Here is a 13,376-nt window from a genome sequence, read left to right as displayed (position 1 = left end):
AATGACCACACGGAAAATAGAAATTTTAGTAGGCACTTTCATTGTACTGGCTGTAGCCGCATTTCTGATGCTGGCATTAAAAGTTGCAAATGCCGGGGTAAGTGGTTCAGGTGAGAGTTATGTGTTGTACGCTAAGTTTGAAAATATAGGTGGGTTAAAGGTTCGCTCGCCAATAAAAGTGGGCGGTGTAGTAGTCGGCCGGGTTGCGTCTATTGATCTGGATACGGTGTATTACACACCGGTGGTAAAAATGGAAATTAACGAACAGTATAGTAATTTTCCTGAAACCAGTTCAGTTGCTATTTTGACATCCGGTTTGCTTGGTGAGCAATATCTTGGCCTGCAACCGGGCTTTATTGATGAAACAGTTGAAATTCTGGCTGACGGCGATTCGATACAAGACACGCGCTCTGCGATTGTGCTGGAAGAGCTTATTGGCCAGTTCTTATTTAACCGGGGGAATTAACCGTGAAAACATTATCGGGCAGTGCCATATTACTGGTCGCACTAGCGGCGGCACCACTCGCCGCGTTTAGCAATGAGCCAGAACAAAACGCAGCGGCACAACAGGTTGAGCAGTACAGCGACCCCTTTAAAATGATGGAAGTTGTAGCTGACAAAACCTTTCAGCGGATTGCCAGAGATCAGGAACTTATTGCGAAGGATAAAGAGCATTTACGGGTCATTGTTAATGAAGAGCTTGTGCCTTATGTCGACAGCCGTTACGCGGCATTGACGGTTATTGGCCGTTCAGTCAATTTACGTGAGCTGCCAAAAGAAGAGTTCGAAAATTTCGTTACCGCCTTTGAGGACTATATGGTTGCCTCTTATGCTGGTGCATTAACTTATTACCGTGATCAAAAAGTCATTATTCAACCAGCCCGGCCGCCAGAAAACCAAAGCATTATGACCATAAAAACCAGAGTGATTGATCCGGGCAAGCCTGATATTACCATCGACTTTAAACTGCGCCGCAATCGTGGTTCTGAGCACTGGCTGGTATACGACATGGTCGCAGAAGGGATCTCATTGTTGGACAGCAAACGAGCTGAACTGAGCAACTTGATCCGGCAGCAGGGTGTCGCCCGGGTTACCGAGCTATTGCTGGAAAAATCAAAAGAACCCATTAAAGTGCCGGAGTAACACCGTGTCACTCAATATTGCTAAAGATGAAAATACATTGCGGTTCAGTGGTGAACTGAATCGCGACACATTAATGCTATATTCACCTTTTAAACTGTTAAATAGCCTCAGTGGCAAGGTAATCTTTGATTTTTCTGCCCTAAGCAATGTAGACTCAGCGGGATTAGCCTGGTTAATCCAGCAGCTTGGCCAGGCTCGTAAGCAGAACCTGCAGTTAGAATTCATTGAGGTACCGGCACAATTACTGGCGTTAGCCAAAGTCAGTGGTGTGACAAGCCTGCTACCGATAACAGATTAAGGTGTAGTGTGGAGACTAAACAAATTGAGCAGCTGTTGACAGAACAGTTGCAACTGGCAGAAGTTTATGTGCGCTCCGAAGGATCGCATTATTCGGTTACGGCAGTAGGTAGCTGTTTTGCCGATGTCAGCCGGGTAAAACAACAGCAAATGATTTATGCACCGCTGATGAGTGCAATTGCTGATGGCACTATTCATGCCGTTAGCATTAAGGCCTTTACGCCGGAACAATGGCGCAGAGAAAAACTTTTAAACCCACCTGTGTAAGAATAATATGCAACAATTCCGCGTTACTGCCAGTGGCCCTTTGCAAGGTGAGGTAATTATCTCCGGTGCAAAAAACGCCGCATTACCCATTCTGTTCGCCAGTATTTTATCTGAAAAGCCCAGCACGATAACCAACGTACCCAGACTGAAAGATATTGAAACCACCTATCAGTTGTTACAGTTGTTCGGGGCCAAATTATCGTTAGACACCAACAGTGTTACCGTGGATGCCGGTCAGATAAGCAACCAGTATGCACCGTACGAGCTGGTTAAAACCATGCGCGCGTCAATTCTGGCACTAGGACCGTTGCTCAGCCGGTTTGGCCAGGCCGAAGTATCCTTACCCGGCGGCTGCGCTATAGGTGCGCGGCCGGTTAATCTGCATATTGATGGCCTGCGCAAGATGGGCGCCGAGATCCAGGTTGAAAACGGTTATATTAAAGCCCGGGCCAGCCGTTTAAAGGGCGCTCATATTATTATGGAGATGGTTAGTGTAACCGGTACTGAGAACCTGCTGATGGCGGCAGTGCTGGCTGACGGCACTACTACCATTGAAAATGCAGCGCGGGAACCTGAGGTTGTCGACTTAGCGGTGTACCTGAATACAATGGGTGCAAAAATTAGTGGTGCCGGTACTGATACAATCCGGATTGAAGGTGTCAACAGCTTGCATGGTGGAACGCACCGGGTATTGCCGGATCGAATTGAAACCGGCACTTTTCTGGTTGCGGCTGCCGTTACAGGTGGCGATGTCACATGCACCCATGCGGATCCTTCAGAGTTAGAAGTGGTGCTTGAGAAACTACGTGAAGCGGGGGCTGAGGTTACCACTGGTGCGGATTGGATCCGGCTGAATATGACAGGCCGCAAACTGACGTCAGTAGACGTAAAAACTGTACCACACCCCGGCTTTCCAACCGATATGCAGGCTCAGTTTACTGTGCTGAATGTGGTTGCAGAGGGGGTAGGTGTGGTTACAGAAACCATTTTTGAAAACCGGTTTATGCATGTACCGGAGTTGCAGCGAATGGGAGCGAAAATCCGGCTTGAAGGTAATACTGCCGTGTGCCAGCACAGCCCGAAACTGATGGCTGCACAGGTGATGGCCACCGATTTAAGAGCCTCGGCCAGTTTAGTGATAGCCGGTTTAGTTGCCGAGGGTCAGACGCTGGTAGAGCGCATTTATCATATCGATCGTGGCTACGAGCGGATTGAGCACAAGTTACAACAACTGGGTGCTAAAATTGAGCGGATAAACGCTGCCTGACCTGAGGTGTGTATACCAGGCAGCAAAGCCGTGGGTCATTAACCGCGACGCAGTTCCCGGACAATTGTAGGCACTTCTATAATCTGACCATTGCGATCAATGGTCAGCATTAGTTCAGTGTTAGGGGCAGTTTCTGCAATCAGATTTAATGCCTGACGGGTGTCAGAGAATTGCTCGCCGGCAATCTTCAGAATAACATCACCAATTTGTAAATCAGCCAGGTCGGCTGGGCCACCCGGATTAATGGCAGTTAGTGCCAGACCATACATTTTCTGACCGGTTGACACCAGTCTGTCGCCGGCAGCATTAACCACCGCATCACCGGATACACCCAAATGACTGCGGGTTACCCGACCATGTTTAATCAGTTTATGCATAATATTTTGTGCCAGCTGGTAGGGCACAGCGAAGAAAATACCCTGAATCTCCTGGTTCTGTAACTGAAACGCGGCTGCATTAATACCAACTAAAGTGCCATTAGTGTTAACAAGCGCACCACCAGAGTTGCCTTTATTTATAGCAGCGTCCATCCGCATAAAATCGATATAGCCACGCGAACTCAGGCCAGTATTGCCGTTTGCGCTGATAATACCCTGAGTAATGGTCTGCCCCAGATTCAGTGGGTTACCTATTGCAAGCACTACATCACCCACTTGCGGGTCGAGTTCGGTGTCCTGGGGAATAACGGGAAGGTTGTCAGCTTCGACATAGAGCACTGCTAAATCTGATATGACGTCCTGGCCTATTAATACTGCCTCCAGCCAACGGCCATCCTGCAGTGCCACTTCGATATGGTCCGCACCCGATACGACATGATGATTTGTTAAGATATATCCCTTGGCACTCATAATAACGCCGGATCCCAGTTCCTGGCGCTCAATAGAGCGCGGCTGAAAGCCACGGGGGTCAATGACTCTGCTGCGGGTGTAAACATTTACCACGGCAGGAGCGGCTTTTCTTACCGCCCGGGCATAAGAAACCGGAGCCGGCTCTGCCTGTTCAGAATTGTTTTGCCAGCTAGGCAAGCTTATGCCTGTTACATTTGGCAAAAACAATAAAATAACCAATGCCAGCGCCAGGCCATAAGCAATACTTTTAAGGAGGAATAGCAGAAAATTTCGCACAGCAGCAGTCTGGTAACATATCAATAAGTGCAACTAGCATAGCACTTATTGTGCTTAAGCAGTAGCCACTTAGCTACTGCTTAAGCTAATTTCATCTATCTGAGCAGAATGTACAAGTCATCATTGCCACGGCGGATATACAGCGCGGCAACGCCTTGCCGGCCTTCCAGAATTCGCCGCAGTTCTGCCAGGTTGGTAACCCGTTGCCGGTTAACGCCGGTAATAATATCGCCCTGGCGAAGACCAACCTGCTCTGCTACTGAACCACTGGCAAGCTCAGTGATTTCTACGCCTTTGTCGCTATTATTCAGTGTGGCGCCCTGTAACATCGGATGAAGTTCATTGGCTGCAACCCGGGCAGGTTCAGCCTGACGCAACGTCACGCTGACTTTACGTTCTTTGCCATCGCGTAAAATACCAAGCTCTGCTTTACGCCCTGCACCAAGTGTGGCAATTTTAGCCCTAAGTTCGTTAAAGCTATTAATACGATTATCATTCATGCTGATAATCACATCTCCGGCTTTGATGCCGGCTTCTGCCGCAGCAGTATCAGGCAGGACCTCGTTTACCCAGGCGCCCCTGCTAATACTCAGGTTCATTGCTTCGGTGAGTTCAGCGTTTAAATCCAATCCGCGGATACCCAAGCTGCCACGTCGAACTTCGCCAAACTCCAGAATTTGATCAACCAGATTTTTCATCATATTCGATGGAATGGAGAAACCGATACCGACATTACCGCCATTAGGGCCAAGGATAGCGGTATTAATGCCAACTAGCTCGCCGCGCAGGTTTACCAGGGCACCGCCGGAGTTACCGCTGTTAATGGCAGCATCGGTTTGAATAAAGTCTTCGAAACCATCCATATTGAGCCCACTGCGGCCAAGCGAGCTGATAATGCCTGAGGTTACCGTTTGCTCAAGACCAAAGGGGTTGCCAATGGCGATAGCAAAGTCACCGACCCGCAGCTTGTCCGAGTCGGCCAATGGAATTTGTACCAGATTTTTTGCTTCAATTTGCAGCAGGGCTATATCACTTTGTGGGTCAGCGCCCAGTTTTTTAGCGTCAAAGCTGCGACCATCTTTTAAGCGGACATGAATTTTATCGGCGTCCTGTACTACGTGGTTATTGGTAACAATATAGCCTTTACCGGCATCGATAATTACCCCGGAACCAAGACCACTGAATGGTCGTTCCTGACGTAACTCGCCCTGACCACGCTGGCCGAAGAAATGGCGAAAGGCGTCGGGGATCCGCTGCCGAACTTCCCGGCTGCCTTCCACCGAAATATGGACAACTGCAGGGGTTGCCTTCTCCAGCATTGGCGCCAGAGTCGGCATTTCCTGTTTATCAGAATTAAAAAAAGGCAGGGCAGCCTGCACAGAACTTGCCGGTACCGCTAAAGTTGCCGCCAGCACGGCAGCATGTAACACAGACAATTTCATTTTCATTGCGTAATAGTCTCCTTTACTTGCATGCGACTAAGAACGTTATGGCGTAGAAAAAGTTCAGCGTTAAGTTTCGGGCGTTTTGTAACGAAGTATTACTCAGGTTTGCTGACTTTTCGCTCTTTAATCAGACCGCTGGCTTCACCGGAATAATCGCGTGGCTGTTCATCAATAGCTGAATATACCCGGCGTTTTTCATCAATCTGATGCAATGACTGTTTAATATGGGCGGCGGTATCTGTAGACAAGTAATTTAAATCAGAATTTTTGGTTGCCGCAGGCTGTTCAACTAACTGCATCTTGGATTGCTGCACATGGCGGGCAATCCGGGAGTAATTGTCCTGCAACTGAGTCATTAATTGATTGGTCACATCCAGATGCTGTGAGACATCCTGCCGGTACTGGCTTAATTGCTGGCGACTTGCGTCCAGTTCTTGCTGCAGTTTGTGGCTGTTAAACTGCTTTAAACTGTATAGCCTGGCCAGAATTGCCCCTACAATCAAACCAACTGCCAGGCCCGCCAGGGCAAATGTGAGATCCATATCAACTCCTCAATAGTAAATTCTGCAACCAGTGTACCTTAACTTCTTAGCGTGAGTGGTAAGGCATGTTATTATTATCGCCTGTTTTGCCTGCTAAACCAATAAAGTTTCTAATCACAGACCATGACGCCAACTGAAAAATATCAGCAAGACTTAGCCAGACCCGATTTTCACCATGATACGGCGCAGGAATATGCGGTAAAGCAGCTGCAGCGGCTTTACGATGATTTTGTGAAGAAGTTACCGCAACGCCAGTCTTGGTGGCAGAAACTGATATCCGGAACCCCTGAGGTTAAGCCTCTTACCGGGTTGTATTTCTGGGGTGGGGTGGGCCGTGGTAAAACCTATCTGGTTGACACCTTTTATGAGTGTTTACCTACCCAGCGTAAAATGAGAATTCATTTTCACCGTTTTATGCACCGGGTGCATGAAGACCTGAAAGCCCTGAAAGGCGTGAAAAACCCACTGGAACAGGTTGCTGACAATTTTAAACAACAAACCGATATTATTTGCTTTGACGAGTTTTTTGTATCGGACATTACCGATGCCATGATTTTAGGTACCCTGATGCAGGCTTTATTTGCCCGGGGCATTACCCTGGTTGCAACATCAAATATTGAGCCTGACGGTTTATATCGTAACGGTTTGCAGCGAGCCCGTTTTTTACCGGCAATAACGCTGATTAAACAGCATTGTCAGATTTTCAATGTTGACAGTGGTATCGATTACCGGCTGCGCACGCTGGAGCAGGCAGAGATATATCACTATCCACTTGATGAACAAGCGGAACAAAACCTGCAGCAGTATTTTATGGCGTTGTCGGTAGAGCCTCGTCAGACTGCTTGTCAGATAGAAGTTGCCAACCGCAAGCTCAGCGCTGTCGCAGAGGCTGATGGTATAGTCTGGTTTACCTTTAACACCTTATGTGAAAGTGCTCGCAGCCAATACGATTATATGGAGCTGAGTAAATGTTATCACACGGTGTTACTGGCCGGGGTAAAGCCAATGGGGCGACACAACGACGATGTCAGCCGGAGGTTTATCGCGCTGGTCGATGAGTTTTACGAGCGCCAGGTTAAGCTGATTATTTCTGCCGAAGTAGAACTTGAGCAGCTTTACAGCCAGGGTATTCTGGAATTCGAGTTTAAACGTTGTATCAGCCGGTTACAGGAAATGCAATCGCGCGATTATCTGGCGTCACCTCATTTGCCATAGCCCAGAACAACAATCTGCAACATTTCTGATATTTTTTCAGTAACAGGGCTGATCTTTGTAATTGTTTAATATATAATCCGCGCCCGGCCTACGTTACAGCCTTATACTGCCGTTAGCCCGGTAGTTTTTGTACTCGAAGGGGTGCGATTACGACATTGTTAGCAACAGCCCTGCGCAATGTTAGGTGTAACTTAAGTTTATTTGGAATAGGTTTAGATGAAAACTTTTACTGCAAAGCCAGAAAGCGTAGAACGCGACTGGTACGTTGTTGATGCAAACGGTAAAACACTGGGTCGTATCGCAACTGAAATCGCTGCTCGTTTACGTGGTAAGCATAAGCCAGAGTATACTCCTCACGTAGATACCGGTGATTACATCATCGTTATCAATGCTGAGAAAGTAACGGTTACTGGTAACAAAGCGAAAGACAAAATGTACTACTCGCACACTGGTTTCCCAGGTGGTATCAAGGAAATCAGCTTTGAGAAGTTGATCGCGAAAAAACCTGAAATGGTTCTGGAAACTGCTATTAAAGGTATGTTGCCAAAAGGCCCATTAGGCCGCGCTATGTTCCGTAAGTTAAAAGTTTACGCTGGCGCAGAGCATCAACACACTGCTCAGCAACCGCAAATTTTAGATATTTAATCGGAGCATAACATGGCACAGAATCAATACTACGGAACTGGTCGTCGTAAAAGCTCAACGGCCCGCGTCTTCTTAAAAGCTGGTTCAGGTAACATCGTTATCAACCAGCGCGTTCTGACCGAGTACTTCGGCCGTGAAACTGCCTGCATGGTAGTAAAACAGCCGTTAGAACTGGTTGATATGGTTGAAAAATTCGACCTTTACATCACTGTTAAAGGTGGTGGTATCAGCGGTCAGGCCGGTGCTATCCGTCACGGTATCACCCGTGCACTGATGGAGTTTGACGAGTCACTGCGTCCGGCACTGCGTAAAGCAGGTTTCGTAACGCGTGATGCACGTAAAGTTGAACGTAAGAAAGTGGGTCTGCGTAAAGCACGTAAACGTCCACAGTACTCAAAGCGTTAATTCGCTACAGGTACCAGAAACCCGGCTTTTATGCCGGGTTTTTTTATGTTTATTGTTTTTAAAATGTATTAGGGCTGCAAGCCCTGAACTGTAACGCTTTGTTGCTGTTTAAACCGGCCGGATCCCGATATATTAGTTATTGATCCCACCTTAAACCTTGTGTAAAGCAGGGCTTTTCATTATGATCGGCGTTATTTTTTAAACTTATAATAATTGCTGGAATTCAGCCGCTTAAATTTATTTTAAGTTAAGCGTTTAATGTGGAGATGAGTGGATGAGCAACGCGCCTGTAGATCATGGTCGCCGCCGCTTCCTTACCATTGCTACCTCAGTAGTGGGAGGCGTGGGTGCTGTAGGAGTGGCTGTACCCTTTATTGCATCCTGGAATCCGAGTGAGCGGGCTAAACAAGCCGGTGCTGCCGTAACAGCAGACATAAGCAAACTTGAACCAGGGCAGCTAATTCGGGTTGAGTGGCGGGGAAAGCCAGTGTGGATTGTAAAACGCACTGAAGAAACCCTGCAGCAGCTGGCAGAAACAGAAAGCAAGCTGCGTGATCCAGGCTCAGAAGTGCAGCAGCAACCTGCGTATGCTCAGAACCAACATCGTTCGATTAAGCCTGAAATTTTCGTTGCCGTGGGTATTTGTACCCACCTTGGTTGTTCACCTACTTACCTGCCCAATGATTTCTCTGCTCAGGTTGAGGGTATTCGCGCCGGCTTTTTCTGCCCTTGCCACGGATCTAAATTCGATATGGCAGGCCGGGTATTTCAGGGCGTGCCGGCACCTACCAATTTAGTGGTGCCACCACATATGTTTATCGATGACAAAACCATTGTGGTTGGCGAAGATGAGGGGGCTGTCTGATGTTTAAAAATCTGATGAGCTGGATTGAATACCGCTTACCCTTTATGGATAAGATGAACCTGCATGTCATGCAGTATCCGGCACCAAAAAACTTTAATTTCTGGTACTTTTTTGGCTCCCTGGCCATGCTGGTCCTGGTAAACCAGATTGTTACCGGTATCTGGTTAACCATGAATTATGAACCGTCAGCAGAGGGCGCTTTTGCTTCTGTTGAATATATCATGCGTGATGTCGACTATGGTTGGTTGCTTCGCTATATGCACTCGACCGGTGCCTCAGCTTTCTTCGTTGTCGTCTACCTGCATATGCTACGTGGCATGATGTATGGCTCTTACCAGAAGCCACGGGAGCTACTGTGGATTTTCGGTATGTTAATTTTCCTGGTGTTAATGGCTGAAGCGTTCATGGGCTACTTATTACCATGGGGCCAGATGTCTTTCTGGGGTGCGCAGGTTATTATCGGTATCTTCGGTACTATTCCGTTTATCGGCGAAGATTTAACGCTGTGGATCCGTGGTGACTACGTTATATCCGGTGCCACTTTAAACCGGTTCTTTGCCTTGCATGTTATTGCTCTGCCACTGGTGCTGGTTATTCTGGTGTTTTTACACATAATGGCGCTGCACGAAGTAGGATCGAATAACCCGGACGGTATCGACATTAAGAGAGATAACGATGGCACGGTTGAACAAACTGAAGCGGATAAAAAGTTTACCTTCCACCAGTACTTTACCCGTGGTGGTAAGAAAGTGATTGTTGATGCCATTCCGTTCCACCCTTACTACACCGTAAAAGACTTGGTGGGCGTCGCTGGCTTCCTGTTAGTTTTTGCCTGGGTAATATTCTTCCTGCCAGAAGGCGGTGGTTATTTCCTGGAACCACCAAATTTTGAAGCGGCTAACCCGTTGAAAACACCTGAGCACATTGCACCTGTTTGGTACTTTACGCCGTTCTATGCCATTTTGCGGGCAATTCCACACCCGTTTATGGGAGCTGTAGCAATGTTTGCTGCCATTGTGGCATTGGCGTTGTTACCGTGGCTGGACCGTGGCAAGGTTCGTTCAGTGCGTTACCGCAGCGGCCTGCACAAAGTTAACCTGATTAATTTCTGTATCAGCTTTGTCGCCCTGGGTGTGTTGGGTGTGCTGCCTGCTGAAGGTGTATATACCTTGCTGGCTCAGATTTTCTCGTTTACTTATTTTGGGTTCTTCGTCTTATTGTTTTTCTACAGCAAGAATGAAAATACCAAGCCATTACCAGTGAGGGTTACCTGATGATGAAAACGTTATTGTCTGCTGTTGCATTATTAGCTTCCTCACTGGCCATAGCAGCGGGCCCGGCAGTACCACTGGATAAAGCGCCTATTGATTTAACCGATAAGGCGTCGCTGCAAAATGGCGCCCGGATATTTCAGAACTATTGCCTGGGTTGTCACCAGATGCAGTACCAGCGTTACTCCCGTACCTTTGCCGATCTGGACATTCCGGAAGAGCTGGGGATGGAACATCTGATGTTTACCGGTGAAAAAGTCGGTGATCATATTACCAATAATATGTCGGCTAAAGACGGTGAAAAATGGTTTGGGGCCACGCCACCAGACTTAACCAATGTAGCCCGGGTACGTGGCCCGGATTGGTTGTATACTTATCTGCGTGCTTTCTACGCTGATGACAGCCGGCCATTTGGTGTGAACAACGAAGTGTTTCCGATGGTAGGCATGCCACACGTTTTGCAGGAATTGCAGGGTGTGCCCAGCAAAACTTACGAAACCCGCCTGGTTGATGGCGAGCCTAAGCAGGTTTATGTTGGCATCAAAACTGATGGTAGCGGTGAGTTGAGTGAAGAAGAGTATGATCGTGCTATCGCAGATCTGGTAAACTACATGGAATATGTTGGTGAGCCAACCAAGCTCGAAGCCCATGCCCTGGGTTACAAAGTTATGATCTTCTTGTTGATTTTCTTTGTGCTGGCTTATCTGCTTAAGAAAGAATACTGGAAAGATGTTCACTAATTAGTTGATTTAACTAGTATTGAAATACCAGGGGCCTTAGCGCCCCTTTGCCGTTTTTTATTTTACCGGAGGAATAAATGGCGATCATTGCCAATAAACGCCCTGTGATGACACTTTTCACAGCTATTGATGATATGTACAGTCACCAGGTGCGTATTGTACTGGCTGAAAAGGGCGTAACTGTTGATATCCTTCAGGTAGCTCAGGACAACCTGCCAGAAGACTTGTACGAAGTTAACCCGTACGGCAGCTTGCCGACATTACTTGACCGTGAACTGGCCCTGTATCAGGCCGACATTATTATGGAATATCTGGACGAGCGTTTTCCGCATCCGCCACTGATGCCGGTGTATCCGGTTGCCCGTGGCCAGGCGCGGTTGATGATGTACCGGATAAAAAATGACTGGTACAGCCTGGCTGATAAAGTGTTAACCAATGCTGACGATGCTGATAACGCCCGTCAGGAGCTAAAAGAAGGTTTGCTGTCTTTGGCACCACTGTTTAACGAAACCCCATTTTTCATGAGTGAAGAATTTGGGTTGGTTGACTGCTATATGGCGGCACTGATGTGGCGCTTGCCATCACTGGGTATAGAGTTCCAGGGCCCGGGTAGCAAAGAGCTGAAAAATTACATGGCGCGGATTTTTGAACGTGATGCGTTTCAGGCTTCACTGACTGAAGCTGAGCGGGAAATCCGGCGCGGGATGCGGTTGTAATGGCGGCAATGTCACCAAATCGTCCGTACTTAGTGCGGGCGTTCTACGAATGGATAGTTGATAACGACTGTACGCCGTATTTGGTGGTAGATGCCAGCTATCCGCAGGTAAAAGTACCGCAACAGTTTGTCCAGAATGGCCAGATAGTGCTGAATGTGCTGCCCTCAGCCGTTGGTAATATGCAGTTGGGTAATGATGCAATTACCTTTAATGCCCGTTTTGGCGGCCAGCCTTTTGCGTTACATATTCCGGTAAAAGCAGTTTTAGCTATTTATGCCAAAGAAAATGGTGCAGGTACGGTGTTTACCCTGGAAGAGGAAGAAGATGACGCAGAGTTATTTGCGGAACCTTTTGACGATGATGATACCCCAGAGCCGCCTAAGCCAAAGAAAGGCAGCCATCTTAAAGTGGTTAAATAAACAATTTTGCTAAAGTTTACCTTAAAAAAGTTGTTGTTAATAAAGCTGCCCCGGGCAGCTTTATTTTTTTGCTGCGGCCAATTGCCAGAATGCCTGCAGCAGAGGTTGCTCTAATTTTTTACCAAGCATACATACCCCCAGCTCAAATGGTTGAAACTGGTAGCTGATATTCAGAACCCGTACTCTGTCACGTACCGGGCTATGATTAATAACCGGCTCAGGAACCACTGCGACACCGCTACCTAACGCTACCATTGATACCATTGCCTCGTGGCCGTCGACTTTTACAGCAACCTCGGGTTTAATATTGCAGTCAGTCAGCCACCTGTCTGATCGGGAACGGGCCGGGCCATGGTCAGATTGCACTAATGGTATGTCATTCCAGTTAATCGGGGAGGAAGAGAGTAAGTCATTTACTTTGCATGGAATAACCGGCGCAATAAGCCAGACCGGCAGCTGGGCGATACGTTGAAAAATCATGTTGGCGGGAAGCTGAGCCGGATAGGCAGCTAAGGCAATATCAACTTCACCGGCTTTGATTTTTTCAAACGCCATTGCCGCATCACCGGTTGTTAATTTAATTTCAGCCTTAGGGCATTGCAGCCGGAATTTATCCATAATGGCCGGCAAATGACTGTAGCTGGCAGTTACCGTACAAAATAGCCTGATCTCCCCGGTTAGCTCCGCACTGGCCAACTGTAAATCAAGCTGCAATTGATGCCATTCATCCAGCCAAAGCCGGACAAACTGTTGCACTCGCACTCCCTCCCGGGTCAGCTGCACTGAACGCTTATCACGATTAAACAACAAAGTGCCAAGCTCATCTTCCAGTCGCTGGATCACTCTGGTCAGGGTAGACGGACTGACATACATCTGTTCGCTGGTTTTAGCAAAGTTCAAACTGGAAGCTAAGTGCAGAAATAGTTGGGCGCTGCGAATATCCATGACAAACCATGATTGCAAAATATGAAATACAGACTTGTAAATATATCACTTCACGCAATAGATTGCAGCG

General features: G+C 47.6%; 17 protein-coding genes. 13 read left to right on the top strand and 4 right to left on the bottom strand.

Annotated elements, in window-relative coordinates; all coding sequences use genetic code 11:
• Position 1: 1 nt before the first annotated feature.
• The 5 genes from mlaD to murA are packed head-to-tail and all read left to right on the top strand — an operon-like array spanning position 2 to position 2,974.
• On the top strand, positions 2-466 hold the full coding sequence (mlaD, locus tag KQY15_RS13850; protein ID WP_097112372.1) for an outer membrane lipid asymmetry maintenance protein MlaD: 465 nt from the start codon (positions 2-4) through the stop codon (positions 464-466).
• Positions 467-468: 2 nt separating this feature from the next.
• The gene (locus KQY15_RS13845) at positions 469-1,143 is read left to right on the top strand and encodes an MlaC/ttg2D family ABC transporter substrate-binding protein (protein ID WP_217670135.1); all 675 of its coding nucleotides are present in this window, start codon (positions 469-471) and stop codon (positions 1,141-1,143) included.
• Positions 1,144-1,147: 4 nt separating this feature from the next.
• Positions 1,148-1,441 (top strand): STAS domain-containing protein, encoded by a 294-nt coding sequence (locus KQY15_RS13840; protein ID WP_217670133.1) that lies wholly within the window; start codon positions 1,148-1,150, stop codon positions 1,439-1,441.
• An 8-nt stretch (positions 1,442-1,449) separates the two neighbouring features.
• The gene (locus tag KQY15_RS13835) at positions 1,450-1,707 is read left to right on the top strand and encodes a BolA family protein (protein WP_217670131.1); all 258 of its coding nucleotides are present in this window, start codon (positions 1,450-1,452) and stop codon (positions 1,705-1,707) included.
• Positions 1,708-1,714: 7 nt separating this feature from the next.
• On the top strand, positions 1,715-2,974 hold the full coding sequence (gene murA, locus KQY15_RS13830) for a UDP-N-acetylglucosamine 1-carboxyvinyltransferase (protein WP_217670129.1): 1,260 nt from the start codon (positions 1,715-1,717) through the stop codon (positions 2,972-2,974).
• A gap of 38 nt (positions 2,975-3,012) precedes the next feature.
• Here murA and KQY15_RS13825 read toward each other — a convergent pair whose 3' ends face one another.
• The 3 genes from KQY15_RS13825 to KQY15_RS13815 all read right to left on the bottom strand — a co-directional run bounded on the left by KQY15_RS13825 (position 3,013) and on the right by KQY15_RS13815 (position 6,085).
• Positions 3,013-3,999: a trypsin-like peptidase domain-containing protein gene (locus KQY15_RS13825; RefSeq protein WP_254795717.1), complete on the bottom strand. Its 987-nt coding sequence runs from the start codon at positions 3,997-3,999 to the stop codon at positions 3,013-3,015.
• A 194-nt stretch (positions 4,000-4,193) separates the two neighbouring features.
• Positions 4,194-5,546: a Do family serine endopeptidase gene (locus KQY15_RS13820; protein WP_217670127.1), complete on the bottom strand. Its 1,353-nt coding sequence runs from the start codon at positions 5,544-5,546 to the stop codon at positions 4,194-4,196.
• Between the two features lie 92 nt (positions 5,547-5,638).
• Entirely contained in the window at positions 5,639-6,085 is a 447-nt protein-coding gene (locus KQY15_RS13815) for a Z-ring associated ZapG family protein (RefSeq protein WP_217670126.1), read from the bottom strand.
• 123 nt (positions 6,086-6,208) lie between these two features.
• Between KQY15_RS13815 and zapE the strand changes: the two genes are divergently transcribed.
• From zapE to KQY15_RS13775, 8 genes are all read left to right on the top strand, one after another.
• Positions 6,209-7,300, top strand: a complete 1,092-nt coding sequence (gene zapE, locus KQY15_RS13810) for a cell division protein ZapE (RefSeq protein WP_217670124.1) — start codon at positions 6,209-6,211, stop codon at positions 7,298-7,300.
• A 216-nt stretch (positions 7,301-7,516) separates the two neighbouring features.
• Complete coding sequence (rplM, locus tag KQY15_RS13805; protein WP_217670122.1) at positions 7,517-7,945, top strand: 50S ribosomal protein L13; 429 nt, start codon at positions 7,517-7,519, stop codon at positions 7,943-7,945.
• A gap of 12 nt (positions 7,946-7,957) precedes the next feature.
• Positions 7,958-8,350 carry a 30S ribosomal protein S9 gene (gene rpsI / locus KQY15_RS13800; RefSeq protein ID WP_097112381.1) on the top strand — a complete coding sequence of 131 codons (393 nt, stop codon included), beginning with the start codon at positions 7,958-7,960 and terminating at the stop codon, positions 8,348-8,350.
• Between the two features lie 274 nt (positions 8,351-8,624).
• On the top strand, positions 8,625-9,215 hold the full coding sequence (petA, locus tag KQY15_RS13795; protein ID WP_217670120.1) for a ubiquinol-cytochrome c reductase iron-sulfur subunit: 591 nt from the start codon (positions 8,625-8,627) through the stop codon (positions 9,213-9,215).
• Positions 9,215-10,489 (top strand): cytochrome b, encoded by a 1,275-nt coding sequence (locus KQY15_RS13790; RefSeq protein WP_217670119.1) that lies wholly within the window; start codon positions 9,215-9,217, stop codon positions 10,487-10,489. The genes petA and KQY15_RS13790 overlap by 1 nt, the downstream gene beginning before the upstream one ends.
• Entirely contained in the window at positions 10,489-11,226 is a 738-nt protein-coding gene (locus KQY15_RS13785) for a cytochrome c1 (RefSeq protein ID WP_217670117.1), read from the top strand. Before KQY15_RS13790 ends, KQY15_RS13785 begins: the two co-directional genes overlap by 1 nt.
• Before the next feature lie 77 nt (positions 11,227-11,303).
• Complete coding sequence (sspA, locus tag KQY15_RS13780; protein WP_217670115.1) at positions 11,304-11,942, top strand: stringent starvation protein SspA; 639 nt, start codon at positions 11,304-11,306, stop codon at positions 11,940-11,942.
• An 8-nt stretch (positions 11,943-11,950) separates the two neighbouring features.
• Positions 11,951-12,361, top strand: coding sequence for a ClpXP protease specificity-enhancing factor (locus KQY15_RS13775; protein WP_254795716.1), 411 nt, complete (start codon positions 11,951-11,953; stop codon positions 12,359-12,361).
• Between the two features lie 60 nt (positions 12,362-12,421).
• Here the strand turns inward: KQY15_RS13775 and ilvY are convergent, their stop codons facing one another.
• Positions 12,422-13,306, bottom strand: coding sequence for an HTH-type transcriptional activator IlvY (gene ilvY, locus KQY15_RS13770; RefSeq protein ID WP_217670111.1), 885 nt, complete (start codon positions 13,304-13,306; stop codon positions 12,422-12,424).
• Positions 13,307-13,376: the final 70 nt, after the last annotated feature.

The organism is Arsukibacterium indicum (assembly GCF_019100565.1).
GTDB classification, from domain to species: Bacteria; Pseudomonadota; Gammaproteobacteria; order Enterobacterales; family Alteromonadaceae; genus Alishewanella; species Alishewanella indicum.
Note: the sequence above shows the minus strand (reverse complement) of the source record. Positions and strands in the feature narration are given on the sequence as shown.

Coding starts and splice junctions, on each gene's coding strand:
- petA (WP_217670120.1), top strand. CDS start 8,625: ATGAGCAACGCGCCTGTAGATCATGGTCGCCGCCGCTTCCTTACCATT.
- sspA (WP_217670115.1), top strand. CDS start 11,304: ATGGCGATCATTGCCAATAAACGCCCTGTGATGACACTTTTCACAGCT.
- KQY15_RS13820 (WP_217670127.1), bottom strand. CDS start 5,546: ATGAAAATGAAATTGTCTGTGTTACATGCTGCCGTGCTGGCGGCAACT.
- murA (WP_217670129.1), top strand. CDS start 1,715: ATGCAACAATTCCGCGTTACTGCCAGTGGCCCTTTGCAAGGTGAGGTA.
- mlaD (WP_097112372.1), top strand. CDS start 2: ATGACCACACGGAAAATAGAAATTTTAGTAGGCACTTTCATTGTACTG.
- rplM (WP_217670122.1), top strand. CDS start 7,517: ATGAAAACTTTTACTGCAAAGCCAGAAAGCGTAGAACGCGACTGGTAC.
- KQY15_RS13815 (WP_217670126.1), bottom strand. CDS start 6,085: ATGGATCTCACATTTGCCCTGGCGGGCCTGGCAGTTGGTTTGATTGTA.
- ilvY (WP_217670111.1), bottom strand. CDS start 13,306: ATGGATATTCGCAGCGCCCAACTATTTCTGCACTTAGCTTCCAGTTTG.
- KQY15_RS13790 (WP_217670119.1), top strand. CDS start 9,215: ATGTTTAAAAATCTGATGAGCTGGATTGAATACCGCTTACCCTTTATG.
- KQY15_RS13785 (WP_217670117.1), top strand. CDS start 10,489: ATGATGAAAACGTTATTGTCTGCTGTTGCATTATTAGCTTCCTCACTG.
- zapE (WP_217670124.1), top strand. CDS start 6,209: ATGACGCCAACTGAAAAATATCAGCAAGACTTAGCCAGACCCGATTTT.
- KQY15_RS13775 (WP_254795716.1), top strand. CDS start 11,951: ATGTCACCAAATCGTCCGTACTTAGTGCGGGCGTTCTACGAATGGATA.
- rpsI (WP_097112381.1), top strand. CDS start 7,958: ATGGCACAGAATCAATACTACGGAACTGGTCGTCGTAAAAGCTCAACG.